General features: G+C 71.5%; 17 protein-coding genes. 6 read left to right on the top strand and 11 right to left on the bottom strand.

The genetic code is table 11. The features are described from left to right. Positions 1-12 precede the first annotated feature (12 nt). Positions 13-813: a crotonase/enoyl-CoA hydratase family protein gene (locus AB0N16_RS31495; RefSeq protein WP_365802592.1), complete on the bottom strand. Its 801-nt coding sequence runs from the start codon at positions 811-813 to the stop codon at positions 13-15. 187 nt (positions 814-1,000) lie between these two features. On the opposite strand from AB0N16_RS31495, the gene AB0N16_RS31490 reads away from it, so the two are divergent. Both AB0N16_RS31490 and AB0N16_RS31485 read left to right on the top strand, forming a co-directional pair. Then, positions 1,001-2,611, top strand: coding sequence for an acyl-CoA synthetase (locus tag AB0N16_RS31490; RefSeq protein ID WP_365802590.1), 1,611 nt, complete (start codon positions 1,001-1,003; stop codon positions 2,609-2,611). Between the two features lie 111 nt (positions 2,612-2,722). Beyond that, positions 2,723-4,447, top strand: coding sequence for a sulfatase (locus AB0N16_RS31485; RefSeq protein ID WP_365802588.1), 1,725 nt, complete (start codon positions 2,723-2,725; stop codon positions 4,445-4,447). 53 nt (positions 4,448-4,500) lie between these two features. Here AB0N16_RS31485 and AB0N16_RS31480 read toward each other — a convergent pair whose 3' ends face one another. The 3 genes from AB0N16_RS31480 to AB0N16_RS31470 all read right to left on the bottom strand — a co-directional run bounded on the left by AB0N16_RS31480 (position 4,501) and on the right by AB0N16_RS31470 (position 8,353). After that, complete coding sequence (locus tag AB0N16_RS31480; protein WP_365802587.1) at positions 4,501-5,220, bottom strand: class I SAM-dependent methyltransferase; 720 nt, start codon at positions 5,218-5,220, stop codon at positions 4,501-4,503. A 27-nt stretch (positions 5,221-5,247) separates the two neighbouring features. Continuing rightward, complete coding sequence (locus AB0N16_RS31475; protein WP_365802585.1) at positions 5,248-6,768, bottom strand: metallophosphoesterase family protein; 1,521 nt, start codon at positions 6,766-6,768, stop codon at positions 5,248-5,250. A gap of 82 nt (positions 6,769-6,850) precedes the next feature. Further along, entirely contained in the window at positions 6,851-8,353 is a 1,503-nt protein-coding gene (locus AB0N16_RS31470) for an acyl-CoA synthetase (protein ID WP_365802583.1), read from the bottom strand. Between the two features lie 591 nt (positions 8,354-8,944). Between AB0N16_RS31470 and AB0N16_RS31465 the strand changes: the two genes are divergently transcribed. The 3 genes from AB0N16_RS31465 to AB0N16_RS31455 all read left to right on the top strand — a co-directional run bounded on the left by AB0N16_RS31465 (position 8,945) and on the right by AB0N16_RS31455 (position 14,509). Further along, positions 8,945-10,423 (top strand): cytochrome P450, encoded by a 1,479-nt coding sequence (locus AB0N16_RS31465; protein WP_365802581.1) that lies wholly within the window; start codon positions 8,945-8,947, stop codon positions 10,421-10,423. Then, positions 10,398-11,414 (top strand): (-)-alpha-amorphene synthase, encoded by a 1,017-nt coding sequence (locus AB0N16_RS31460; RefSeq protein WP_365802578.1) that lies wholly within the window; start codon positions 10,398-10,400, stop codon positions 11,412-11,414. The genes AB0N16_RS31465 and AB0N16_RS31460 overlap by 26 nt, the downstream gene beginning before the upstream one ends. A gap of 185 nt (positions 11,415-11,599) precedes the next feature. Then, positions 11,600-14,509: an AAA family ATPase gene (locus AB0N16_RS31455; protein ID WP_365802576.1), complete on the top strand. Its 2,910-nt coding sequence runs from the start codon at positions 11,600-11,602 to the stop codon at positions 14,507-14,509. 17 nt (positions 14,510-14,526) lie between these two features. On the opposite strand, the gene AB0N16_RS31450 is transcribed toward AB0N16_RS31455, so the two are convergent. The 6 genes from AB0N16_RS31450 to AB0N16_RS31425 all read right to left on the bottom strand — a co-directional run bounded on the left by AB0N16_RS31450 (position 14,527) and on the right by AB0N16_RS31425 (position 24,058). Continuing rightward, positions 14,527-16,080: an acyl-CoA synthetase gene (locus AB0N16_RS31450; RefSeq protein WP_365802574.1), complete on the bottom strand. Its 1,554-nt coding sequence runs from the start codon at positions 16,078-16,080 to the stop codon at positions 14,527-14,529. Further along, positions 16,077-17,186: a nitronate monooxygenase family protein gene (locus tag AB0N16_RS31445; RefSeq protein WP_365802572.1), complete on the bottom strand. Its 1,110-nt coding sequence runs from the start codon at positions 17,184-17,186 to the stop codon at positions 16,077-16,079. Before AB0N16_RS31445 ends, AB0N16_RS31450 begins: the two co-directional genes overlap by 4 nt. A 126-nt stretch (positions 17,187-17,312) precedes the next feature. Next, positions 17,313-18,878 (bottom strand): NAD(P)/FAD-dependent oxidoreductase, encoded by a 1,566-nt coding sequence (locus tag AB0N16_RS31440; RefSeq protein WP_365802570.1) that lies wholly within the window; start codon positions 18,876-18,878, stop codon positions 17,313-17,315. Positions 18,879-19,037: 159 nt separating this feature from the next. Beyond that, positions 19,038-21,266 (bottom strand): serine/threonine-protein kinase, encoded by a 2,229-nt coding sequence (locus tag AB0N16_RS31435; protein WP_365802568.1) that lies wholly within the window; start codon positions 21,264-21,266, stop codon positions 19,038-19,040. Positions 21,267-21,385: 119 nt separating this feature from the next. Then, positions 21,386-22,186: an oxygenase MpaB family protein gene (locus AB0N16_RS31430; RefSeq protein ID WP_365802866.1), complete on the bottom strand. Its 801-nt coding sequence runs from the start codon at positions 22,184-22,186 to the stop codon at positions 21,386-21,388. Between the two features lie 693 nt (positions 22,187-22,879). After that, positions 22,880-24,058, bottom strand: coding sequence for an acyl-CoA dehydrogenase family protein (locus tag AB0N16_RS31425; protein ID WP_365802566.1), 1,179 nt, complete (start codon positions 24,056-24,058; stop codon positions 22,880-22,882). Positions 24,059-24,263: 205 nt separating this feature from the next. On the opposite strand from AB0N16_RS31425, the gene AB0N16_RS31420 reads away from it, so the two are divergent. Continuing rightward, a complete protein-coding gene (locus AB0N16_RS31420) occupies positions 24,264-24,458 on the top strand; it encodes a hypothetical protein (protein WP_365802564.1) in 195 nt (64 codons plus the stop codon). 180 nt (positions 24,459-24,638) lie between these two features. Here AB0N16_RS31420 and AB0N16_RS31415 read toward each other — a convergent pair whose 3' ends face one another. Further along, positions 24,639-24,920: a hypothetical protein gene (locus AB0N16_RS31415; RefSeq protein WP_365802864.1), complete on the bottom strand. Its 282-nt coding sequence runs from the start codon at positions 24,918-24,920 to the stop codon at positions 24,639-24,641. Positions 24,921-24,983 lie beyond the last annotated feature (63 nt).

The following is a 24,983-nucleotide window of genomic DNA, read 5'->3' as shown; positions in this document are numbered from 1 at the left end:
CGCACCTCCGGCTCACGCACGCTTGTAAACAGGCGGTCGCTTCTCGGCGAAGGCACGAGCACCTTCCGTCGCATCGGCCGTGTCGAAGATCGGCCACCCACGCTTCAGCTCCGCGGCCAGCCCGTCCGCCTCCGTCATCTCCGCCGTCTCGTACACCGACGCCTTGACGGCCTCGACCGCCAGCGGCCCACATGCGTTGATCTGTTCGGCGATCTCCAGGGCCTTGTCGAGGGCGCCGCCGTCCGGGACGACATGGCCGACGAGCCCGATGCCGGCGGCCTCGCGGGCGGTGTACGGCCGTCCGGTGAGCAGCATCTCCAGGGCGTGGGTGCGCGGGATCTGGCGTGGCAGCCGGACCGTGGAGCCGCCGATCGGGAAGAGCCCGCGTCTCACCTCGAAGAGCCCGAAGGTCGCGGACTCGCCCGCGACCCTGATGTCGGTGCCCTGGAGGATCTCGGTACCGCCGGCGACGCAGTGGCCCTCGACGGCGGCGATCACCGGTTTGCGCGGGCGATGATGGCGGAGCATCGCCTTCCAGTGCAGGTCCGGGTCGGCCTTCAGCCGGTCGCGGAGGTGCTCGCCCGCCATGCCCCGTCCGGCCAGCGCTTTGAGGTCCATCCCGGCGCAGAAGGCGCCGCCGGCTCCGGTGAGCACGATCGAGCGGACCGCGTCGTCCTCGTCGGCCTCGATCCAGCCGTCGTGGAGGCCGACGAGCATGGAGATCGAGAGCGCGTTCTTCGCCTCGGGCCTGTTCAGCGTGAGCACCAGTGTGGCGCCCTCGCGCCGTACGGTGAGGTGTTCCGTCCCATCCATGGACCGCTCCCCTCTGCCGGAACGAGAACAGGTTGCAGTAGGGCGGGAGGCACTTCAAGGGTTTTCTGACAGACAGTCAGATTTCTTCGCGCGAACCCTTCCCACTTGCCGCGCCCTTTGCTCTGATGACCGGCGAACCGACAAGTGCGCCATTCTTCGCCAGGGTTTGCCGGGGTCAGGAGGAGCGGTGGAGTACAACCTTGCCGATCTGTTCGAGTCGGTCGTCGACGTGGCCGCGGACCGCGAGGCACTCGTCTACCTCGACCACCCCGGCACGGGTGCGGAACGCCGGCTGACCTACGCGGAGCTGGACGCGGCCGCCAACCGCATCGGCCACCATCTGGCCGACAGCGGGATCCGCCCGGGCGAGCATCTCGGGCTGCACCTCTACAACGGGGTCGAGTACCTCCAGACGGTGCTCGGCTGCCTGAAGGCGCGCATCGTGCCGGTCAATGTCAACTACCGCTATGTCGAAGAGGAGCTGGCATACCTCTACCGGGACGCCGACCTGGTCGCGCTGGTCTTCGACGCGGAGTTCGGCGACCGGGTGGCGGCGGCGTTGCCGCGGGCGCCGAAGCTGCGGCACCTGGTGCGGGTGGGCGAGCCGGAGTCCGGCCCGAAGGCCGTGTCCTTCGCGGAGGCCGAGGCGGCGGGCTCGCCCGAGCGGGGCTTCCCGGCACGCTCGGCGGACGACCAGTTCATCATCTACACCGGCGGCACCACCGGGCTGCCCAAGGGAGTGATGTGGCGTCAGGAGGACCTGTTCTTCGCGGGGTTGGGCGGCGGCGCGCCGACCGGTGAACCGGTGAAGCGGCCGGAGGAGCTGGCCGAGCGGGTCGCGGCGGGCGGCACGGGGATCACCTTCTTCCCCACTCCCCCGCTGATGCACGGCACGTCGACCCTCACGACGTTCATCGGCTTCAACTTCGGGCAACGGGTGGTGATCCACCGCCGGTTCGTGCCCGAGGAGGTACTGCGGACCGTCGAGAAAGAGAGGGTCACCAGCATGTCGCTGGTCGGCGACGCGATGCTGCGCCCGCTGATCGACGCCCTGAAGGGACCGATGAAGGGCACCGACTGCTCCTCCATGTTCAGTGTCTCCTCCTCCGGCGCGATCCTCTCCGAGACCGTACGCCGGCAGTTCGGCGAACTCGTCCCGAACTGCATGCTGCTGAACAACTTCGGGTCCTCCGAGTCCGGCTTCAACGGAACCGCGACGAACGACTCCGGGGCCGGCAGCCAGTTCCGCGTCCGCGTGAACTCCCGTACGTGGGTGGTCGATCCGGCCACGCATGAGCCGGTCGCGGTGGGCGAGATCGGCCGGGTCGCGCAGAGCGGCCATGTCCCGCTCGGCTACTACAACGACCCGCGGAAAACGGCCGAGACGTTCTTCGAGAAGGACGGCCGGCGCTGGGTGCTCCTCGGCGACATGGGCACGGTCGACGAGGACGGGGTCGTCACGGTGCTCGGCCGGGGCTCGCAGTGCATCAACACCGGCGGCGAGAAGGTGTACCCGGAGGAGGTCGAGCAGGCGCTGAAGTCTCATCCGGACGTGTACGACGCGCTGGTGGCCGGGGTGCCGGACGCCAGGTGGGGCAGCCATGTGGCGGCCGTGGTACAGCTGCGCGAGGGCGCCGGCCGGCCCTCTCTCACGGACATCCAGACCCACTGCCGTACCCAGCTGGCCGGATACAAGATCCCCCGTCAGCTGGTGATCGCCGAGTCCATCCAGCGATCGCCGAGCGGCAAGGCGGACTACCGGTGGGCACGGGAGGTGGCGGTGGCCGCCGACCGGTAGGGCGCGCGGGTGTGCCACCGCGGCGGGGCGGCCCGGGAGCCGTACTCTGTGCGCACGATTCGATGTGGATCATGCGCACAGTGTTACGACGGCCGTTCGGAAGGACCTCCGGTGCCGCACCTCACGCCTCCTCAGCCGCCGGACGCCGAAGCCCCGTCGAAGGCCCCGCCCGCACAGCCCGGGTCCGGCGGTGACGTCGGCCGGCGGCGGAGCCACCCGCCTCTCGCCCGGGGGGTCGCGGTGGGGGCGACGGTCCTGGCCGGCGTTGTGCTGCTGGGCACGCTGGCGCTGCCGAACCGGCTCGACCTGCTCACGCCGCCGGCGTTCCTGCGGATCCCGGTCGAGGGGATCGTGCTCGCTGCCGTACTGCTGGTGCTGCCCCGGCGGGCGCGGCGGGTCACGGCGGTGGGGGCGGGCGTGCTGCTCGGTGTGCTGACGCTCGTGAAGTTCCTGGACATGGGGTTCTACTCGGTGTTGCAACGCCCCTTCGACCTGGTGCTCGACTGGATCCTGCTGGACGACGCGGCGGACTATGTGCGCGAGTCGTTCGGCCGGACCAGTGAGGTGCTCGCGATCGCCGGGGCGCTGCTGCTCGTGGTGGCCGTGCCGGCCCTCACCGTTCTCGCCACGCTGCGGCTCGCCGACCGGATGGCGCGCAGGCGCCCGCCCGCGGGCCGTATCACCCTGGTGCTGGCCGTCGCCTGGGTCACCTGTGCGACGTTCGGCCTCCAGGTGGGCGGTGCCCCCGTCGCCTCGACGCTGGCCGCGCAGCTGGTGGACGAGCGGGTGCGGGCGGTCCGTGCCGAGCTCGCCGACGCCCGGGTCTTCGATGCGGAGGCCGCCGTCGACGCCTTCGCCAGCACGCCACCGGACCGGCTGCTCACGGGCCTGCGCGGCAAGGACGTGCTGTTCACGTTCGTCGAGAGTTACGGCCGCACGGCGATCGAGGACCCGGCGATGGCCCGGCAGGTCGGCGCGGTCCTCACGGAGGGCACCGCGTCCCTGAAGGCGGCCGGTTTCGACGCGCGCAGCGGCTGGCTGCGGTCGCCGGTGATCGGGGCGGGCAGCTGGATGTGCCACGCCACGCTGCTGTCCGGTCTGTGGATCAACAACCAGCAGCGCTACCGCGACCTCGTCTCCGGCGACCGGATGACCCTCAACAAGTACTTCCGCAAGACCGGTGCGTGGCGCACGGTCGGGGTCGTCCCGGGCGTACGCCGGGCCTGGCCGGAGGCCGGGTTCTTCGGCCTGGACCGCTCCTACGACTCCACCCACCTGGGCTACCGTGGCCCGTACTTCAGCTGGAGCCCGGTCCCCGACCAGTTCACGCTGGAGGCCTTCGAACGCCTGGAGTTCGGCAGGAAGAACCGGCGCCCGATGATGGCGGAGATCGTCCTCGCCTCCAGCCACCAGCCCTGGGCGCCCCTGCCCCGCATGATCGGCTGGAAGGACCTGGGCGACGGCTCGGTCTTCGGGCCGATCCAGGGGGCGGGCAAGGACCCGGCGGAGGTCTGGAAGGACCCGGAGAGCGTACGCACGGAGTACCGGGTCTCCGTCGAGTACTCGCTGCGCGGTCTGATCGGGTTCATGCGGCGCTACGCCGACGAGAACACGGTCCTGGTGTTCCTCGGCGACCACCAGCCCCGCCCGGAGGTCGTCGCGGGCAGCCCGCGCCGGGACGTACCGATCACGATCGTCGCCCATGACCCGAAGGTCCTGGACCGGGTGGCCGGCTGGGGCTGGACGCCGGGTCTGAAGCCGGCCGGGGACGCCCCGATCTGGGCGATGAACCGATTCCGCGACCGCTTCCTGACGGCGTTCGGACCACGGAACTGAGGCCGGGTCGGGAGTCCGGGGAACGGACCCCACCCGTGGTGCGGGCGGCGGGGTCAGGCGCTCGCGACCGGCTTGGTCACCCGGAAGGCGAACTGGCCGCAGAACGTGAGCTTGCGCAGGTTCACCAGGGCCGTGTGCCGTCCGCTCTTGCGTGCCCAGGTGTCGATCTCCGTGTTGAGCGGCGACTCCGTCTGCCAGAACCGGCCGTACTCCTTCTTCCGCGAGGAGTGGTAGGTGCGCATGATCAGGGTCACGCCGTCGAGCGAGGGCCGGATCTCCTCCAGGGCGAGCCCGGCCTCCTCCACCAGCAGCCGGAAGCCGTAAGGGGTGTAGTTCCACAGGCTGAAGGAGTGGTAGGGCTCGAACTGGGAGGTGCTGCCGATGAACAGCCCACCCGGACGCAGCACCCGGCCCACCTCCGCGAGCAGTTCTCTGGGCCGGGCGACGTGTTCGAAGACCTGGTGCGAGTAGATCAGCGGCAGCGCGTCGGAGCGGAACGGCATGTTGACGCCGTCGAAGTACACCACCGGGTCGCCGCCGGGCGAACGCTGCGCGGCCTCCGGGGAGTCACGGATGTCGAGCCCCACCCACCGCACGTCCGGGGCGTGCCGGCGGAAGAGCCCGGCCGAGGTGCCACGCCCGCATCCGAGGTCGACCACCCGGTCCGGGGCCCGCGGCGAGCTCATGGCCTCGTCGAGGTAGTAGCGCGAGGTGACCTGGCGGGCGTGGTCGTCAGGGATGCAGTCGTGCATGAGTTCCCACAGGGTCGACATGCGTCCACGCTACGGAGGCGCCGTGTCTCAGGCCACATCCAGGCGGGGGTTCGGGTCGGCCGTCATCCCTTGGGGCGAACGGGGCGGCGCGGACGGCTGTGCCGGGCGGCGGATGCCGGACAGGTCGTGGACGGCCACGCAGTTGCGGTCGGCGACCGTGCGCCCGAGGGCGTGGTACGGCCACAGTCCCCCGGCCTGCCGTCGGCTGCGCTCGTTCCACTCCAGGGCCTCGGCGTGGCGGGCTCGGAAGAAGTTGAGGGCGTAGCCGCCGGAGTGGATCCGCAGCAGGAAGAACCCCCCGGGGTACTCCTTGGCGGCGCCGACCTCCTGCAGGGTCACCTGGGGGGCGAGAGGCGCACGGGTGCGCTTGTTGCGGTGGGTGTGTCCGGCGTGGTGCAGGAACACACCCGGGGCGGCGGCGTAGGCCCGCAGGATCGCTCGGGCCTGGCGGCGGCCGAGGCGCTGTGCGGGGCTCACCGGGAAGAGGGCGTCCCGGACGGTGAGCGGATGGTGTCCGAAGACCACGGTGGGCTGTTCCCGGTGGGCCCGCAACCGGCGGCGGAACCAGGACAGCTGCTCGGTGCCGAGACCGCCCGCGTCACCGCCGTTACCGCGCTTGTCGTAGGTGTCGAGCCCGATGATCCGCAGTCCGCCCACGTTGTGCTCGAAGTAGCCGGGACCGTCCGGCGTACCGAACGCGCGGCGGAAAGTGTCGTCCTCCGCCACGGTGCGATCGTGGTTGCCGCGGACCACGAAGTAGTCCCGCCGGTGGCTGCCGAAGCCGTCCAGGATCCGTCTGGCCTCGGCGAGGTCACTCGGCCCACCGCCCGCGGAGATGTCACCGGCGGCCAGCAGCAGGTCGGCCCCGCGGCCGCGGGCCTCGCCGACCACGGCGCGGCTCATCAGCTCCGGGTAGGCGGTGCGCCCGGCCCGCTGTGCCACCCCGCGCAGGAAGGGCACGCCGGCCACCAGACCGGCGACGGTCTCGCCGATGTGCAGGTCGTTGCAGAGGGCGAGGGAGAACAGGTGTCGGCCGGGCGGGGGCTGGGGGGTGGTGAAGGAGTAGGGGCCGCCGGGCGAGCCGAGGCCGTGCCGGGAGGTGCCGGCCGCGTTGCCGCGCACCAGGTGCAGCGCGGTGGGTGTGGCGGGCACGCCCCGGGAGCGGGCCTGGTAGTAGTACGTCTGGCCCGGCTCCAGGCCGGTGAGCTCGACATGGTGGTGGGCGGTGGGCCGGTCCTCGCCCACGGTGCGGTTCAGGCGGGCGGGATGGGTGCCGTAGACGACCTCGCCCTCCGTCACGGCGGGCAGCATACGGCCGGTGCCGTCGTCGGTGCCTGGCTGGGCGGTGTGCCAGGTGATGACGGCGCGGTCCTCGGTGAGGGTGACCAGTTCCAGGTGGACGGCCGCGAGGGAGCGGGGGTGACGGGGCGTCGGGGCGGTGGCGGACCTGAGCAGGGCGGGTGCGAGCAGGAAACCGGAGCGCAGCATCTCGCAGGGGCCGGGGATGCCCGCGAGTGCGCCGAGGGGGACGGGGAGGCAGCAGCGCATGTCTGTTATGTGCACACCCCCCGTGAACGGCGGACGTGGTACCGGAAGCCGCGCCAGGTATGGAACCAGACTTCTTGGGTCGTCACGAGGCGTCACCGAACCGCTCCCGCAGCTCCCGCTTGAGGATCTTCCCGCTGGCGTTGCGGGGCAGCGCGTCCACGAACAGCACCCGCTTGGGGGCCTTGAAGGCGGGGATCTTCTCCTTCACATGGGCGATCAGCTCCGCCTCGCCGACCTCGCCGCGCGCCACGACGACCGCCGTGACCGCCTCGATCCACCGCTCGTCGGGCAGGCCGATCACGGCGGCCTCGGCGACGGCCTCATGGGTGTAGAGCGCGTCCTCGACCTGTCGGGAAGCGACCAGCACGCCACCGGAGTTGATGACGTCCTTCACCCGGTCGACGATGGTGAAGTAGCCGTGGGCGTCGCGCACCGCGAGGTCACCGGAGTGGAACCAGCCGTCCCGGAAGGCCTCCTGGGTCTCCTCGGGCTTCCCCCAGTACCCCTCGCACAACTGCGGTGAACGGTAGACGATTTCACCGGGCGTGCCGTCGGGCACGTCCTCACCGTCCTCGTCGACCACCCGCGCCTCCACGAACAGCACCGTGCGGCCGCAGGAGTCCAGCCGCCCCTTGTGCTCCTCGGGCGCCAGTACGGTGGCCAGCGGCCCGATCTCGCTCTGCCCGAAGCAGTTGAACAGGGCCAGTTTCGGCAGCCGTTCACGCAGCCGTTCCAGGACGGGCACCGGCATGATCGACGCCCCGTAGTAGGCCTTGCGCAGTCCGCTCAGGTCGCGTGATGCGAAGTCGGGCCGGTTGGACAGCCCGATCCACACGGTGGGCGGCGCGAAGAGGCTGTCCACGCGCCCGGCTTCGATCAGGTCGAAGAGGGTGTCGCCGTCCGGGCCGTCCAGGACGATGTTGGTGGCGCCGACCGCCAGGTAGGGCAGCAGGAACACGTGCATCTGGGCGGAGTGGTACAGCGGCAGCGCGTGCGCGGGCCGGTCACCGGCGCTCAGGTCGAGGGCGGCGATCGCGCTCAGGTACTCGTGCACCAGCGCCCGGTGGGTCATCATCGCGCCCTTGGGCAGCGCCGTGGTCCCCGAGGTGTACAGCAACTGCACCAGGTCCTCGGTACGCGGTTCGGGGCCGTCGTATGGCGACGCGTCCGTGAGCCGGGCGAGGAGTGAGCCGTCGGCGTCCCGCAGCGGCAGCACCCTCGCCCCGTCCGGGAGCCGGCCGGCGAGGTCCGGGTCGGCGAGCACCAGTGAGCTGCCCGACTGGCCGACGATGTAGGCGAGGTCGTCGCCGGTCAGGTTCTGGTTGACCGGCACGTGCACCAGGCCGGCTCGGGCGCAGGCGAGGAACGTGATCAGGTAGGCATCCGAGTTGTGCCCGTAGGTGCCGACCCGGTCGCCGCGGGTGAGGCCCTGGTCGAGTAGGACGCTCGCCGCCCGGGACACGGCGTCGTCGAGTTCCCCGTACGTCCACCGGCGCTCGCCGTACTCCAGCGCCACCCGTGCGGGGGTGCGCCGGGCGCTGCGCCGCAGCACCCCGTCAACCGTGCTGCCCTGTCCCTGCGTCATGACTCATGATCCTCGGCCCGTCCCCGGGAGAGGTCAAGCACCACGGAACCGCACCGGCCCACCCTCGCGCTCAACCACTTTGTCCCGCAACGACGTTGGGAGACACAGATGCGCACCACCCGCCTGAGACGGCTGCTCGTCGCAGCCGTCGCCCTGCTCACCCCGTCGGCCGCGTCACGGGCCGCCGCGGCCGAGCGGGCCGCCCGTCCTCGAATCCGAACTCGCCGCACCACAGCGACCAGACCCGGCTGTTCTCGGCCGGGAAATGGGTGACGGCGCGATTCTGCGAGAAGGACGTCCTTTCGTTCCCGGCGTTGAAATCCGTCCGGGTGCACGAAAGCTGAGTGCGTGCGGTCCCGTTCCTCATGGGGTGGGACCGCACCTGAGTGACACAAGGAAATCCCGGTCGGCGCGCGAGGCATCAACAGTCGTTCAGACGATCGGGATTCTGCTTCCACGTGCTCCCGTGCGCCCCTCTGGAGAAAGGTTTCGGCAAACCGAGAAACGTGAAACCTGGGCAGGACTCGTCTCGGACGTTCACCCCGAGGCAGGTTCACTCATTTCGCGTATAGCACCGGGCAGGAGGTTTCCATGAACCGTGCTGTGCCTGAACAAAAACGAACATGGACGACAGGTACTGCTCCCGGCATATTCCCTCTCCTCGGCCACGGTATCGCCTTCTACCGTCGGCCGCTCGCGTTTCTGAATTCTTTGCCCGCACACGGGGATCTGGTCGAGATACGACTGGGCCCCCAACGTGCCTGGATGGTGTGCCACCCGGAGCTGACCCACGAGGTGCTCATGGATCCGCACACCTTCGACAAGGGGGGCCCGCTCTACGACAGGCTCGGCAGTCTGATGGGCGACGGCCTCGTCACCTGCCGCCAGCCGACCCACCGCGACAAACGCAGACTGCTGCAACCCGCCTTCCGTCCCTCCCACGTCGCCACCTACACGGACCTCGTCACCGAGGAGGCCGAGTCGGTGTGCGAGACCTGGCAGGCGGGCGAGACCGTGCCCGTCACCGAGGCGATGATGACCCTCACGACCCGCGTGATCAGCCGGGTCCTGTTCTCCGACTCACTGGACGACACGACCACCGCCGACGTGCGGGACTGCCTCGCGGACGTCGTCCGCGGCCTGTTCCTCCGCACGGTCGTCCCGGTCGACGTCCTCTTCCGCGTCCCGGCCCCCGCCAACCGCCGCTATCGGCGCGCCCTCTCCCGCCTGCACGCGATCATCGACACGGCGATCGCCAGACGCCGGCTAGGAGCCGACCGCGACGACGTGCTCGGCGCGCTGCTGGCGGCCGCGCGCGGCGCCGGCGGAGGGGTGGTGATCACCGAACAGGAGATCCACGACCACCTGATCACGCTGCTGCTCACCGGCGCCGAGACCTCGGCACTGGCTCTGGCCGCGGCCTTCGGCCTGCTGGCCCGCAACCCGGAGGCGGAGCGCCGTCTGCACGCCGAGCTCGACGCCGTCCTCCCCGACGGCCGCCGGCCCGGCCCCGACGATCTGCCGCACCTCGTGTACACCCGGTGCGTCGTCTCCGAGACGCTGCGCCACTCCTCGCCCGGCTGGCTCTTCACCCGCGTCACCACCAGGGCGACGGAACTGGCCGGGTGCCGGCTGCCCGCGGGCGCCACCGTGCTCTACAGCCCCTACCTCCTGCATCACGATCCGTCGTGGTTCCCCGACCCCGAGCGCTTCGACCCCGACCGCTGGCTGCCGGGGCAGCCCACCGCCGCACAGCGCCGCGCGACGATGCCGTTCTCCGCGGGCAACCGCAAGTGCCTCGGCGACGAGTTCGCCATGGTGGAGGTCACCCTGGCGCTCGCGACCATCGCCGGCCGCCGGCGCCTGCGCCATCTGCCCGGCGCCGCCGAACGGACACCACGCCCCGCGATCACGCTGGGGCCGCGTTCCCTGGTCATGGCGTGCGAAGCCCGTTCCCGCATGCCGTCGGCCGCGACGCCCCGCGCCGACTCCCCCGCACCCCGAGCCGTGGCCACCCCTCGCGACTCGGGCTCCCGAACGGCAGGTGATCACGTTGTCGGCAACACATGAGGACATCCCGGTCGGTGTCCTGGACGACACCCCGGTCGCCACTCTCCGCGACCTGATCGACACCCACCTCCACATGCCCTTTCCCTTCCGGCGCCACCCCCATGAAGCCGAGGCCGCCGCCGGCGTCGACGCCTGGCTGAGCAGGTGGGGTCTGACCGGCGAACCTGGTGTGGCGGCGATGATCGCCTACACCCGGCCGGCCGAACTCGCGTCCTACACGAGCCCGGCGGTGGACTGCGATCTCCTCCAGATCGTGGCCCATCAGATCGCCTATCAGTTCGTTTTCGACGACTGTGCCGAGGCCGTCGGTCGGCGCTCTCCGGGAAGGCTGCTGCCCATGCTGTGCGAGAGCATTGCGATCTTGCGGGACGGCCAGCCGCCCAGCACTCCCCTCGGGGCGGCCCTGGCCGATCTTTACCGGCAGGTCCGGGAACGGTGCACAGCCGCACAGGCCGCGCGGTGGGCCTGGAAGAGCCGTGAGTACGTGCACGGGCTCCTGTACGAAGCGGTGGCACAGGCCCAGCCCTACCTCGTAGGGGCCGGGGACTGCACCTCGATACGATCGCTGACCGCGGGAGTCGAGCCGTTCTACCCGCTGTGCGAGGCCGCCCAGTCACACGAACTGTCCGCTGCCGAACTCCATCACCCCGGCGTACAGCGGCTGGGTCGGCTGTCGGCCGACGCGGCGGTGTGGATACCCGACCTGTTCTCCGCGGTGAAGGAACAGCGCTCGGGCGGCCTGATCAATCTGGCCCTGGCCCACCAGCGCGAACACCGGTGTTCTCTGCAGGCCGCCGTCGTCCTGGCCATCCAGCAGATCAACGCCACGATCGAGGAGTTCCAGAGGCTCTACGCGGAGGTCGAGCCGGAGCTGAGCCTCTCGGGCGTCGGCTACGTGGAGGGCATGACCGGCTGGATGCGCGGGTGTTACCACTGGTCCCGGACGGTACCGCGCTACGCGGACGTGGTGTCGGTGTCCGCTGTCTCGTAGGGCACCTGACGTGCCCCTCCGCCGACGTCACCGGGACCTGGCCATCCGGGGCCTATACCCGGAGATCGGAGATTATCCCTCCCTCCGTTCATGATTCACCCTATGGTGCTCAATCCGGCCTCCCGCATCTGGTCTGGGCGTACGCTCGGCTCCCCTGGGCCGAACGACAGAAAGCGGTACGGCACATGGCGACGGAGTCGCGGCAATCGATCACCGACCGCCGGACGTTGATCGAGCGTCAACGGGAACTGGAAGCCCTCGACGCCGCGTTCCGGGAGCTTCGGGGCACCACAGAGGGCCTGTCCCGCGCGAGGCGCAGGGGACTGCTCGCCCTGACCGGGCGGGCCGGGCTGGGCAAGACCGCACTCATCACGGAGGCCCGTGCCCGGGCCGCGGCATCCGGACTCACCGTGCTGTCGGGCAGGGGCGGCGAGTCGGAGCAGGGTTCTGCGTTCCGCGTCGTACGTCAGTTGATGCAGCCCTCGCTTGCGAGGATGGACGAGGCGCAACGCCACGCGCTCCTCGGCAGCTGGTACGACATCGTCGCCGCCGTACTCGGCCTCGAAGCCAAGGGAGCCACCCCCGCACCGGATCCGACCGGGGTGCGCGAAGGCCTCGACTGGGTCATGACGCGGCTCACGGTGCAGCAGGCACCCGTCGTCCTGCTCCTGGACGACCTGCACTGGGCGGACGCCGAATCCCTGAGCTGGCTCGCCTCCTTCGCCTCCCGGATCGAGGACCTTCCGCTGCTGATCGTGGTCGCCTACCGGCCCGACGAGCTGCCGCCCGAAGCGGGCGAACTACGCGGCCTCGTCGCGGACCACGGGGACCGCCCGCATGACTTGGCCCCGCTGACCGCCGACGGCGTGGCCCAGATCGTCAGGAGCGAGATCGGGGAGACGGCCGAGGACCAGTTCTGCAAGGAGTGCTGGTTGGCCACCACCGGAAGCCCCTTCGAAGCGGTGGAACTGGCCATCCGGCTCGCGGAGCGGAACCTGGGCGGCACCGCCGACGACCTGCCGGCGATGCGTGAACTCGCCGCGGCGATCACGGGCCCGGGACTGATTGCGCGTCTGGAACGGCTCGGCACCGCGACCGTCCGCTTCGCGCACACCGCGGCCGTGCTGGGGTCGCCCTTCGCACCGCAGCTCGCCGCGACCATCGCCGTGCTCGGCGAACAGGCCGCGGCAGAGGCGACCCGGAAACTGCGGGCGGCCCGGATCCTGGCGGAGGGCCACGGCCCCGAGGGCGAGCTGGAGTTCGTCCATCCGCTGATCACCACGACGATCTACGAGTCCATCAGCACGGACTTCCGGGCCGGTCTGCACGACGCCGCCGCGCAGGCGGTGCTGGCCGCGGGATACGGTCCCGCCGTTGCCGCCCGCCACCTGCTGGAGGTCCCCTGCGACGGCAGTACCGAGACGGTCGAGTGTCTGCGCGAAGCCGCTCGCGAATACCTGCGCGCCGGGGCCACCGAGGCGGCCGGGCGGCTGCTGACCCGCGCGCTCCAGGAACCGCCGCTTCCCAAGGACCGTGCCGCGATCCTGCACGAACTCGCGTGCGCCACCTTCCTGATGGAACCCACGGCCACGGTGAGGCATCTGCGCCAGGCGCTGGCTGAACCCGACGTCGACCCCGATCTGCGCGCCTCCGTCGTCTTCCGGCTGACGCAGGCTCTCGCCCACACCGATCAGATGGCCGAGGCCGTGCGAGTGGCCACCGAGGAGGCGAAGCACGCCCCGAATCCTCGCGTCAAACTGCGGATGCAGGCCGATCAGTTCGTCTGGGGCATGTTCCGTACCGAAGACCGGGACTCGCCCGCGCGCTCCCGGACATTGGCGCGGCTGGCCGAGCACCTGCCAGGCCGCAGTCTTGAGGAGCGCTACATCCTGGGCCTGCGGGCTTGGGACGCCGTCATGCGCGGCGAACCGCGGAAGACCGCCCTCGGGTATGCCGAAAAGGCCCTGCACGGCGGCATGAGCTGGACCGACGAGAACCGGGGCTTCGAGGTACCCGCTTCGGTCGCGCTGGTCTTCATGTACGGCGACCGGCCGCGACAGGCAGAGGAGTTGTTCGAGACGGGGATCGCCGAGTGCGTGGCCAAGGGATGGTGCGGCTCCCATCTGGCCCTCGGCCAGAGTCTCGCCGGCTACATCCGCTACCGCCGCGGCTGCCTGGCCGAGGCCGAGGACCTCGAACTGCAGGGGCTGCGGATCGCCGACCGGGTGGAAGGGGCGGTGCCCGCCCAGTGGTTCGCCGTCGGGATCCTGGTCCAGACCCTGCTCGCCCGCGGGCGCGTGACCGAGGCGCGTGCCCTCGCCGACAGATACCACTTCGGCGAGGCGACCCCGAACGCCGTCATCTATCCCGACCCGCGCACCGTGTACGCGGAACTACTCCTGGCGGAGGGGCGGCACGCCGAGGCGGTCCGGCTGCTGTCCTCGGTCGGGGAGTGGCTGGACGGACGGGCCTGGCGCAACCCCTCCTGGTGCCCCTGGCAGCTGCGGCTCGCCTCCGCACTCGCCCCCACCGCCCCCCAGGAGGCGATCGGTCACGCCCAGGACGCCGTGCGGCGCGCCCGGGAGTTCGGGGCCGCCTCCGCCATCGGCCAGGCTCTGCACACCCTCGCCGAGGTGACCGGCGGTCCCGCGGCCGTCGATCTGTACGCGGAGGCCGTCGACCACCTGGAACAGTCGCCCGCCGCCTACGAACTCGCCCGCGCCCAGGTCGGCCACGGTGCCGCGCTGTCCCGCAACGGGCGGCTCCAGGAGGCCGCCGACCGGCTTTACCAGGGGCTGGAAGGAGCCGTCCACTGCGGGGCCGAGGCGCTCGCCGCCCGGGCCAGGGGGGAGCTGTCGACGGCCGGGATGCGCCCGCTGCCGTTGCGCTATGTGCAGGCGGACACGCTGACCGCCCAGGAACTCCGGACCGCCGAACTGACCGTCAAGGGACACCCGGTGGCCGTGGTCGCCAAGGAACTGCGCCTCACCGAGCAGGGCGTACGGCAGCTGCTGTCCCGCGTCTACCGCAAGATCGGCACCGATGCCGCCGGCCTCGCCGGCTTCCTGGAGGACCGTCCGCGCCGGCACCACTGAGGCCGACGGCAGGGTGCTCACACCGGGCGGGTGCGGCCCTCCCAGTACGGGTCGCGCAGCCGCCGCTTGTACAGCTTGCCGTTGGGGTCGCGGGGCATCTCGGTGATGAAGTCGACGGTCTTGGGCCGCTTGTACCCGGCGAGCTGTTCCGCGCAGTGGGCGAGCAGGGCGGCGGCGAGGTCGGGGCCCGGTTCGTATCCCGGAGCGGGTTCGACGACGGCCTTGACCTCCTCGCCCCAGTCGTCGTGCGGGATGCCGAAGGCGGCGGCGTCGGCGACGGCGGGGTGGGAGAGGAGCGCGGACTCGATCTCGGCGGGGTAGATGTTGACCCCGCCGGAGATGATCATGTCGATCTTCCGGTCCCGGAGGAAGAGATAGCCGTCCTCGTCGAGGTAGCCGAGGTCACCGACGGTGAAGAAGTCCCCGATGCGGTTCTTCTCCGTCTTGGCCTTGTCCTTGTGGTACGAGAAGCCGCCGGTGTTCATCTTCATGTAGACGGTGCCCAGTTCACCGGGCGGCAGCCGGTTGCCGTCGTCGTCGAAGACCGCGAGTTCGCTGATCGGCCAGGCCTTGCCTACCGTACCGGGTTTCTTCAGCCAGTCCTCGGCGGTCGCGAAGGCGCCGCCGCCCTCGCTGGCCGCGTAGTACTCCTCGACGCTGGGCCCCCACCAGTCGAGCATCGCCCGCTTGACGTGGTCCGGGCAGGGGGCGGCGCCGTGGATGGCGTGCCGCATGGAGGAGACGTCATAGCGTGCGCGCACCTGCTCGGGGAGGGCGAGCAGGCGGTGGAACTGGGTGGGGACCATATGGGTGTGGCTGCAGTGGTGTGTGTCGATCAGGCGGAGCATCTCCTCGGGGGTCCACTTGTCCATCAGGACCAGGCGGTGGCCTATGTGGAGGGACGCGCCCGCGAACTGCAGTACGGCCGTGTGGTAGAGCGGCGAACAGACCAGGTGGACGTTGTCGCCGAAGGGCTGGATGCCGAAGATGCCGAGGAAGCCGCCGAGGTAGGCCGCCTCGGGGAGCCTGCCGGGCAGCGGGCGGCGGATGCCGCGGGGGCGGCCGGTGGTGCCCGAGGTGTAGTTCATGACCCAGCCGAGCTCGCGGTCCGCGGGCGCCGACTCGGGCTGTCCGTCGAGGAGTTCGGCATACGGCCGGAAGCCCTCGACCGCGCCGACGGCGTACCGGTGGGTGACCGGGAGGCCGGCCTCGTCGGCGGCGTGGCGGGCGGGGCCGGCGAAGCGTTCGTGGGCGAGCAGCACCTTGGCACCGGAGTCGGAGACGATCCAGGCGATCTCCGGGCCGACGAAGTGGTGGTTGACGGGCACCAGGTAGAAGCCGGCCTGGGTGGCGGCCAGGTACGCGGTGAAGAACTCGGGTCCGTTGGGCAGCACGACCGCGAAGGCGTCGCCGCGTTCCAGGCCCGCGGCGCGCAGTCCGTGGACGAGTCTGTTGGCGTCGGCGTGCAGGCGGCCGGCGGTCCATTCCTCGCCGTCGGGTGCGACGAGCACCGTGCGGTCGGGTTCGCTGGTGGACTGGGCCCAGAATCCGGCGGGGGGCGTGCTGGTCACTTGGCGCTCCTTCCGGCGATGCGGTTGATGCGGTCGACGGCCTGCTCGAAGCCGCGGGTGAGGTCGTCGAAGACGGCCTGGACGCTGCGTTCGCTGGTCATGCGGCCGACGATCTGTCCGACGGGAGTGCCGAGCAGGGGTTCGACCTCGTATTTCTGGATGCGGGTGACGGCCTCGGCGACCAGCAGGCCCTGCAGCGGCATGGGGAGGGTGCCGGGGCCGTTCGGGTCGTCCCAGGCGTCGGTCCACTCGGTGCGCAGCTGACGTGCCGGTTTCCCGGTCAGGGCGCGGGAGCGGACGGTGTCTCCGGAGCCGGCGGCGAGCAGTTTGCGCGTCACGGCCGGCGAGGAGAGATCGGCCTCTGTGGCGGTCAGCCATATGGAGCCCAGCCACACACCCTGGGCGCCGAGACTGAGTGCGGCCGCCACCTGCCGGCCGCTGCCGATGCCCCCCGCCGCCAGCACGGGCAGCGGGGCGACGGCGTCGACGATCTCCGGGGTGAGCACCATGGTGGCGATCTCGCCGGTGTGGCCGCCGGCCTCGTAGCCCTGTGCCACCACGACGTCGATGCCCGCGTCCCGGTGCTTGACGGCGTGCCGGGCGCTGCCCGCGAGCGCGGCGACCAGGACGTCCTGGTCGTGGGCGCGGTCGATCACGTCGGCGGGCGGGGAGCCGAGGGCGTTGGCGAGCAGCCGGATCGGGTAGTCGAAGGCGACGTCGAGCTGGGTGCGGGCGACCTGCTCCATCCAGCCGGTGATCCGCCATCCGGACGCATCGCCCTCGGCCAGCTCGGGCACCCCGTACTTGGCGAGGGTGTCCCGCACGAACTGCCGGTGCCCGTCCGGGATCATCGCCTCGACGTCGGCCTCGCTGACGTTCTCCACCTTCTTGGCGGGCATCACGACATCGAGTCCGTACGGCTTCCCGTCGACATGCTCCTCGATCCAGTCGAGGTCGCGTCTGAGGTCGTCGGGGGCGGTGTAGCGGACCGCGCCGAGCACCCCGAACCCACCGGCCCGGCTGATGGCCGCGGCGACGGCGGGGAACGGCGTGAAGCCGAAGACGGCGTGCTCGACTCCCAGGGTCTTGCTCAGCTCCGTCTGCATGGGCGCAGGATGCCGCAGTCGACCGGCCGACGGAAGAGGTTTTCTGATGCTCCGTCAGATTTCCGCTGTGTCAGATTTCCGCTCCGCCGGATCGTCCGGCGCTCACCGGGCCGGGCGAGCCGCCTGTCACTCCCCCTCCAGCACCGCCATCGCCGCGTTGTGCCCGGGTACCCCGCTCACCCCTCCCCCGCGCACCGCGCCCGCCCCGCACAGCAGGACGTTGGCGTGCCGGGTCTCCACGCCCCAGCGGCCGTTGCCGTCCTGGGCGTAGGGCCAGGAAAGGTCGCGGTGGAAGATGTTGCCGCCGGGGAGGCGCAGGTCGCGTTCGAGGTCCAGAGGGGTCTTCGCCTCGATGCAGGGGCGGCCATCCGCGTCGAGCGCGAGACAGTCGACGAGGGGCTCGGCGAGATGGGCGTCGAGCTGGGCGACGGTGGACTTGAGGAGCTCGGCGCGGACGGCGTCGTTGTCGGCGGCGAAGAGCCGGGCGGGGGTGTGCAGGCCGAAGAGGGTGAGCGTCTGGTAGCCGCGTTCGACCAGGTCACGGCCGAGGATCGTGGGGTCGGTCAGGGAATGGCAGTAGATCTCCGAGGGCGGGGCGGCGGGGAGCCGGCCGGCCGCCGCCTGGGCGTGGGCGGTGGCCAGCTGCTCGTAGCCCTCGGCGATGTGGAAGGTGCCGGAGAACGCCTCGCGCGGGTCGACGGCGGTGTCGCGCAGCCGGGGCAGCCGCTTCAGCAGCATGTTCACCTTGAGCTGGGCGCCTTCGGCGGGTTCCGGGGCCGGGTCGCCGGTGAGAGCGGCGAGTTCCTGCGGGGCGGCGTTGACCAGGACGTGCCGGGCGGCGACGACGCCCTCGCCGTCGGCGGTGCGGTAGGCGACCTCGGCGGACCTGCCGTCCGTCTCGATCCGTACCGCCTCGTGTCCGGTGGCCAGCACCGCGCCCGCCGAGCGTGCGGCGGCGGCCAGTGCGTCGGTGAGGGCGCCCATGCCGCCGACCGGCACGTCCCAGGCGCCCGTGCCGCCGCCGATGACGTGGTAGAGGAAGCAGCGGTTCTGCCGCAGCGAGGGGTCATGGGCGTCGGCGAACGTGCCGATCAGCGCGTCCGTGAGGACGACCCCGCGCACCAGGTCGTCCGTGAAGTTCTCCTCGATGGTGACCCCGATGGGCTCCTCGAACAGGGCCCGCCAGGCCGCCTCGTCGTCGATCCGGCGGCGCAGCTCCTCGCGCGAGGGCAGCGGCCCGGTGAGCGTCGGGAAGACGCGCTCGGCGACCCGGCCGGTCATGCCGTAGAGCCGCTGCCAGGCCTGGTACTCCTGCTTGCCCCCGGTCAGCCGTTCGAACGCCTCGCGGATACGCCGCTCGCCGCCGCCGACCAGCAGTCCGGTCGCCCGGCCGTTGCGCTCCACGGGCGTGTACGAGGAGATGGTGCGGCCGCGGACCCGGAAGTTCAGGCCCAGGTCGCGGACGATCTTCCTGGGCAGCAGGCTGACCAGGTAGGAGTAGCGCGACAGCTTGGCGTCGACGCCGGTGAAGGGGCGGGTCGATACGGCGGCGCCACCGGTGCGGCCCAGCCGCTCCAGCACCAGTACGGTGCGCCCGGCCCGGGCCAGATAGGCCGCCGCGACCAGGCCGTTGTGGCCGCCGCCGACGATGATGGCGTCGTAGGTCCTGGATGGTTCGGTGGCAGGGGGCATGGTTCTTCGTAACACATGATGATCTAGCCGAGTAAGAGGCGTGCCGGTTCGCTCCGCGGGGAGGGCCGTTCGGACAGTGCCGGTTGTGCGTGGCTGGTCCCGCTCGCACGGCGGAGCCGCATGTCGGCACCGCCCCGTGCCCCTGACGGAGCGCCCGTTTCACGGCCGTCCGCCTGATGCGTGCTGTTGCCGTAGTACTGCCACACGTCGGTACAGCTCCACCGCCTCGGCTCCTCGGCCCAATTGTTCAAGACAGTGCGCCTCGTCGTTGCGGCTGGCCAGGGTGTCCGGGTGGTCCGGGCCGAGGACTCGCTCCCGGGCGGTGGCCACCCGCCGGTACTCCGTCAGTGCGTCCGCCCAGCGGCCCAGCCAGCCCAGGCTCACCGCGACCTCGCGGCGGCTGACCAGGGTGTGGGGGTGGTCGGGGCCGAGGACCCGTTCGCGGATGGCGCACACGTCCCGGGATTCCGCGAGGGCCTCCTCCCAGCGGGCGAGGCGGCCGAGGTTCACGCCGAGGCCGTGGCGGGCGCGCAGGGTCTCGGGATGGGCGGGGCCCTGGACGCGGGCGCGGTCGTCGATCAGGGCGCGGTAGAGGGTGAGCGCGTCGGCGCTGCGGCCGAGGCGGCCGAGGCTGATGCCCACCTCGTAGCGGGCGGCGAGGGTGTCGGGGTGGTCGGGGCCGAGGGCGCGGGAGCGTGCCTCGGCGACCTCGCGGTAGGTCCCCAGGGCCTCTTCCCAGCGCCCCAACTGGCCCAGAGCGTAGGCGACTTCGTAGAAAGTGACCAGGGTGTCGGGGTGTTGCGGGCCTAGGACGCGGGTGCGGGCGAGGGCCACGTCGTAGGCCATGCGGTACGAGTCCTCCAGGCGGCCCAGCCTGCTGAGGTTGAAGGCGAGGTTGTGGCGACAGCGCAGGGTGTCGGGATGGTCCGGGCCCATCAGCCGCTGCCGGGCGGCCAGTACGGCCGTGTACGCCTGGTGGGCTTCGAAGTGGCGGCCCAACTGGCCCAGGACGTAGGCCGTTTCCTGGCGGACGGCGAGCGTGTCGGGGTGGTCGGCGCCGAGCAGGCGTTCTCGGGCGCGGGCGACCTCGGTGTACTCGTGCAGGGCTTCGGCGGCGCGGCCGGTGCGGCTCAGGGTGAAGGCGATCTCGTAACGGCTGGCGAGGGTGTCCGGGTGGTCGGGGCCAAGGAGGCGGACGCGCTCGGCGGCGACCGCGCGGTGCACCTCACCGGCCTCGGTCCAGCGCCCGAGCCGCCCGAGCCTGAGCCCGGCGTTGTGCCGGCCGGCGAGCGCGGCGACGGTCTCGGGGGCGGGGGCCGCCGGAAGGGGGTCGGGGGCACCGGCGGCGGGGCGGGCGATCCACTCCCCGGTGAGCCCGGCCGCGGGGTCGGGCGGGGTGGTGCGCAGGCCGGCGCCGGTGGCCTTGTGGCCGGTGGTCATGCCTCGGGTCCAGGACGGTAGCCGGGGCTCGTGGAACACCGCTTCCGGGGCCCGGAGTCGGGGCTGCGCGGTGATGACGGTGGGGACGTACGTGGGCGTCGTACGCCCGGAGGCGATCCGGCGGCCCAGCTCCATGGCGTCGTAGGGGCGTTGCTCGGGCCGTTTGGCCAGCAGGTCCAGGACGACCTTCTCCAACCAGCCCGGCAGTTCGGCGCGGTGGTCGCGGGGTGGAGCGGGTGGGGTGTCGCGGTGGCCGATGAGGATCGCCCAGGCGTCGTCGAGGTCGAACGGCGGTGCCCCGGTGGCGATCTCGTACAGCACGCAGCCCAGGGAGTACAGGTCGCTGCGCTGGTCGACCTCGGTGCCGCCGATCTGTTCCGGTGACATGTAGTGCGGGGTGCCCATGGCGATCCCGGTGCCGGTCAGCCGGGAGGTGAGGCCGATGTCGTGGCCGAGGCGGGCGATGCCGAAGTCGCAGAGCTTCACCGTGCCGTCGGTGAGCCGCATGATGTTGGCGGGTTTCAGGTCCCGGTGCACGATGCCCTGCCGGTGGGTGTAGGCGAGGGCGGCGGCGACCTGCTCGGCGATGTCGACGACGTCGCCGACGGGCAGCGGGTGGTGCTTGTTGTCCTCCATGAGCTGGCTGAGGTTGTGGCCGTCCAGCAGCTCCATCACGAGGTAGAGGATGCCGTCGTGCTCGCCGAAGTCGTGGACGACGGTCACCCCGCGGTGGGAGAGGGCGGCGGCCACTCTCGCCTCACGGCGGAACCGTTCGCGCAGGACGCGGGTGAACGCCTGGTCGTGGTGCGGGCCCAGCGGTTTGAGGCACTTCACGGCCACCTGCCGGCCGAGGGACTCGTCGCGGGCCCGCCACACCTCGCCCATCCCGCCGCGTCCGATCAGGTCGAGCAGCCGGTACCGCCCCTGGACCAGCCTGGTGTCAGCCATCGCGCGCCGTCGCCCCCCGTCGCTACAGCCCCGCCCTCCCCAGGGGGTCGCCGTCAAGGTGCGGCCGCGCCGAACCGGCCCGTTCCATGACACACCCCCTGGTCGTCCAGTATGGCGGCCTAATGCCCGACTTTGTACGGTGCCGGGCGCGCGTGCGGGCCGAGCCTCGCCATGGCGCCCAGGATGTGTTTGGGCGGGAGTTGCCAGCGCAGACGTGCGGGAACGCAACGCAGCAGGGTGCCGGTGGCGCGCAGTCGCCGGGTCACGACGGCGGGTTCGGGGGCCGGTCTGCCGTACAGCTCGTGGGCGTACGGCGGCAGAGAGGCGTACGCCAGGTGGGCCACGCGCCGCCACAGCACCTCGCGCGCCGGTATCAGGAGCGGGTGCGTCGGTGGGCGGAGCAGGAAGTCGTCCACCGCGCGTGCGTCGGCTCCGACGGCGAGCAGTGGCCGTACCTTCCGGAAGTAGGCGGCCATGCCCGCCCGGTCGGCCGGTACGGCTGCGGGGTCGAGGCCCACCAGGCGGGCGCTGACCCGGTGCTCGGCGAGGTAGCGGTCGGCCTGGGCGTCGGTGAGGGGGAAGCCGGAGCGGCGCAGGACGTGCAGATACGAGTCGATCTCGGCGCAGTGCACCCACAGCAGCAGCTCGGGGTCGTTTACGCCGTACTGCTCGCCGGTGTCCGGGTCGGTCGCGGTCAGCATGCCGTGGATCTTCCGCACCCGGGCCCCGGCCCGTTCGGCGGCCTCCGTCGTGCCGTAGGTCGTCGTGCCGACGAAGTTCGCGGTCCGCATCAGCCGGCCCCAGGCGTCCCGGTCGAACGCGGTGGAGTTCTCCATCACGCCGCGCACCGCACGCGGGAGCAGGGCCTGGAGGTAGAGCGCGCGGATGCCGGCGACCCACATCATCGGGTCACCGTGCATCTGCCAGGTCACGGAGTCCGGGGTGAACAGCCCGGGGTCGCCGCCCGCGACCGCAGATGTGAACACAGCCGCCAGGTTTCTCTTGAGCACGATGTTGACCTGCACTTCTGCCAGTCGTCCTCAGCAGGATGCGGAGCTGACCGCCGAGGGTTCTCGGTACATCGGCACCTCATTCTCCCACTCCGGCCCTGTCCATGGCCTCCGCCAGGGTGCGCAGGGTCGCGATGCCCGGTTCGACGTGAAGAGCCGGCCGCCGCGATCTCGCCCGCCAGGCGCATGTTGGCCGGGCCGGCGGCCGCGAGGTAGACCGGTACGTGCTTGCGCCGAGGGCGCATGCCCAGCCGGAGGGCCTTGCCGGGGCCGTCGGGAAGCGGCAGGCGGTAGCGCTCACCGTCGCAGGCGACGCCCTTCCGCCGCAGGGCCATCCGCGGCGACGCCCTTCCGCCGCAGGGCCATCCGCGGCGACGCCCTTCCGCCGCAGGGCCATCCGTGAGGCTGGAGCAGGCGCCCGGCGGACGGGTGAACAGACCGCACGCCTGCCTGCTTGCCCGCAGGCCTGAAAAGCCCTGGACGGGCTCGTTCCCGTCCGGGCCGGTGGCGCGGACCTCGCATCGGCCGGACTTCGGGATGCGGAACGGAGGCGGTCCCGCGACGCGGCGCTCGGGCCATGACGTCCGTGGTCACCCCCGCAGGCTAACGCCGGACCCGCGGCATCCCCAGCCCGATCCACGAGATGATCTCCCGCTGGATCTCGTTGTTGCCGCCGCCGAAAGTGAAGATGACCGCCGAGCGGTAGCCGCGTTCCAGGTCGCCGTGGAGGACCGCGCCGGCCGACCCCTCCTTCAGCGGGCCCGCCGCTCCGGCGATCTCCATCAGCCAGGCGTAGGCGTCGCGGCGGGCCTCGGAGCCGTAGACCTTGACGGCGGAGGCGTCCTGCGGGGTGAGGCTGCCCTCCTGGACGGCGGTCACCATCTGCCAGTTGAGCAGCTTCATGGCGTCGAGGCGGGTGTGGGTGCGGGCGAGGTTGCGGCGCACCCAGGGCAGGTCGACGACGCGGCGGCCGTCGGCGAGCTTGGTCTCCATGGCCCAGCGCTGGACGTCGTGCAGGGCACGGATCGCCATGGTGCCGTGGGCGGCGAGGGTGACCCGCTCGTGGTTGAGCTGGTTGGTGATCAGCCGCCAGCCCTGGTTCTCCTCGCCGACCCGGCGGGAGACGGGGACGCGGATGTTCTCGTAGTAGCTGGCGGTGGTGTCGTGCGAGGCGAGGGTGTTGATCACGGTGCAGGAGTAGCCGGGGTCGGAGGTCGGTACCAGGAGCATGGTGATGCCCTTGTGCGGCGGGGCCTCGGGGTCGGTGCGGGTGGCCAGCCAGACCCAGTCGGCGGTGTCGCCGTTGGTGGTCCAGATCTTCTGGCCGTCGACCACGTACTGGTCGCCGTCGCGTACGGCCCGGGTCTTCAGGGCGGCCAGGTCGGTGCCGGCGTCGGGCTCGCTGTAGCCGATGGCGAAGTCGATCTCGCCGGAGAGGATGCGGGGCAGGAAGTACGCCTTCTGCTCGTCGGTGCCGTACCGCATGATCGTCGGGCCGACCGTGTTCAGCGCCATCAGTGGGAGGGGTACGCCCGCCTGGGCGGCCTCGTCGAAGAAGATGAACTGTTCCATGGCGGTCAGGCCACGGCCGCCGTACTCCTTCGGCCAGCCGACGCCGAGCCAGCCGTCCGTGCCCAGCCGGCGGACGGTCTCCCGGTAGAAGCGTTTCTGCGCGGCCGGGTCGGCGTAGCGGGCGTAGGCGTTGTCCGGCACCAGGCCGGCGAAGTAGGCGCGCAGTTCGGTGCGCAGCCGTTGCTGCTCGGGCGTGTGGTCGAGGTGCACGGCGCCTCCAGGCTCCCGACGGGCGGTCCTGACGGCGCACACCGTAGAACGTGTTCCAGAAATTGGGAATGGCGACGCGGGTCCGTGACCCGGTCCGTTCCGGTTGGCACGCGCAGATCAGCCAGAGCGGCAGCAGCAACGCCATGGTGAGGGCTGAAGTGCGAGGGTGCCCTCGCAGGCCGCGGTGAGCAGACAGGACAGGGCGATGACGTCCTGGGCTCCGGACCGGTCCGCGATCACTCCGCTGACCGGCATGAAGACCAGGGCGGGGGGCGATCCGGGCCGCCAGGACGTGCGACAGGTCCGTGACGGAGCCGGTGAGACCGAGGACGGCGAAGGAGACGGCGACCATCGAGACGGCCGTCGCGGCAGGGGCGAGGAGACGGTCGAGGAGCAGTAGGCGGAAGCCCGGGCGCGTGCTCGGTGGTCGCCGCCAGCCAGACGGCGATCACCGGCAGGGACAGCACCTGGGAGAGGAAGACGACCCGCGCGGCCGGTACGGTCCGCGAGGCCCTGGCGCCGCAGTAGTCCGCCGCGCCCCAGCCGAGCGCCGCCACGGCGGCCAGCAGAGTGGTGACCATCAAGCACCCGTCCGGCTCAGCAGCACGTCGCGTCTGGCGTCGGCCAGGTAGCGGGCCGCCTGGCGGGACGCGCACACGGCGTCCTCCGCGAGCTTCAGCGTCTCCGTCACCAGGTCGCGCAGGGCTCCGCGCACCTTGGCCAGGGAGGAGGCGGCGTTCGGGGCGACATCACCGTAGAGCACCCACCACCAGGCGTTGGTCCCGGAGTTGGCGACGACGTCGGGTACGACGACACGGCCGCGGGCGCGGAGCCGCTCCTCCGCGCCCGCTGTCACGGGCAGGTTCGCCGCCTCCTCCCTGTTCGATCAACTGCACAGGTCACGCGAGGAACCGATGATCCAGCC

It is taken from the genome of Streptomyces sp. NPDC051105, assembly GCF_040682795.1.
Lineage (GTDB): Bacteria > Actinomycetota > Actinomycetes > Streptomycetales > Streptomycetaceae > Streptomyces.
This window is presented reverse-complemented; position numbering and strand designations above follow the sequence as displayed.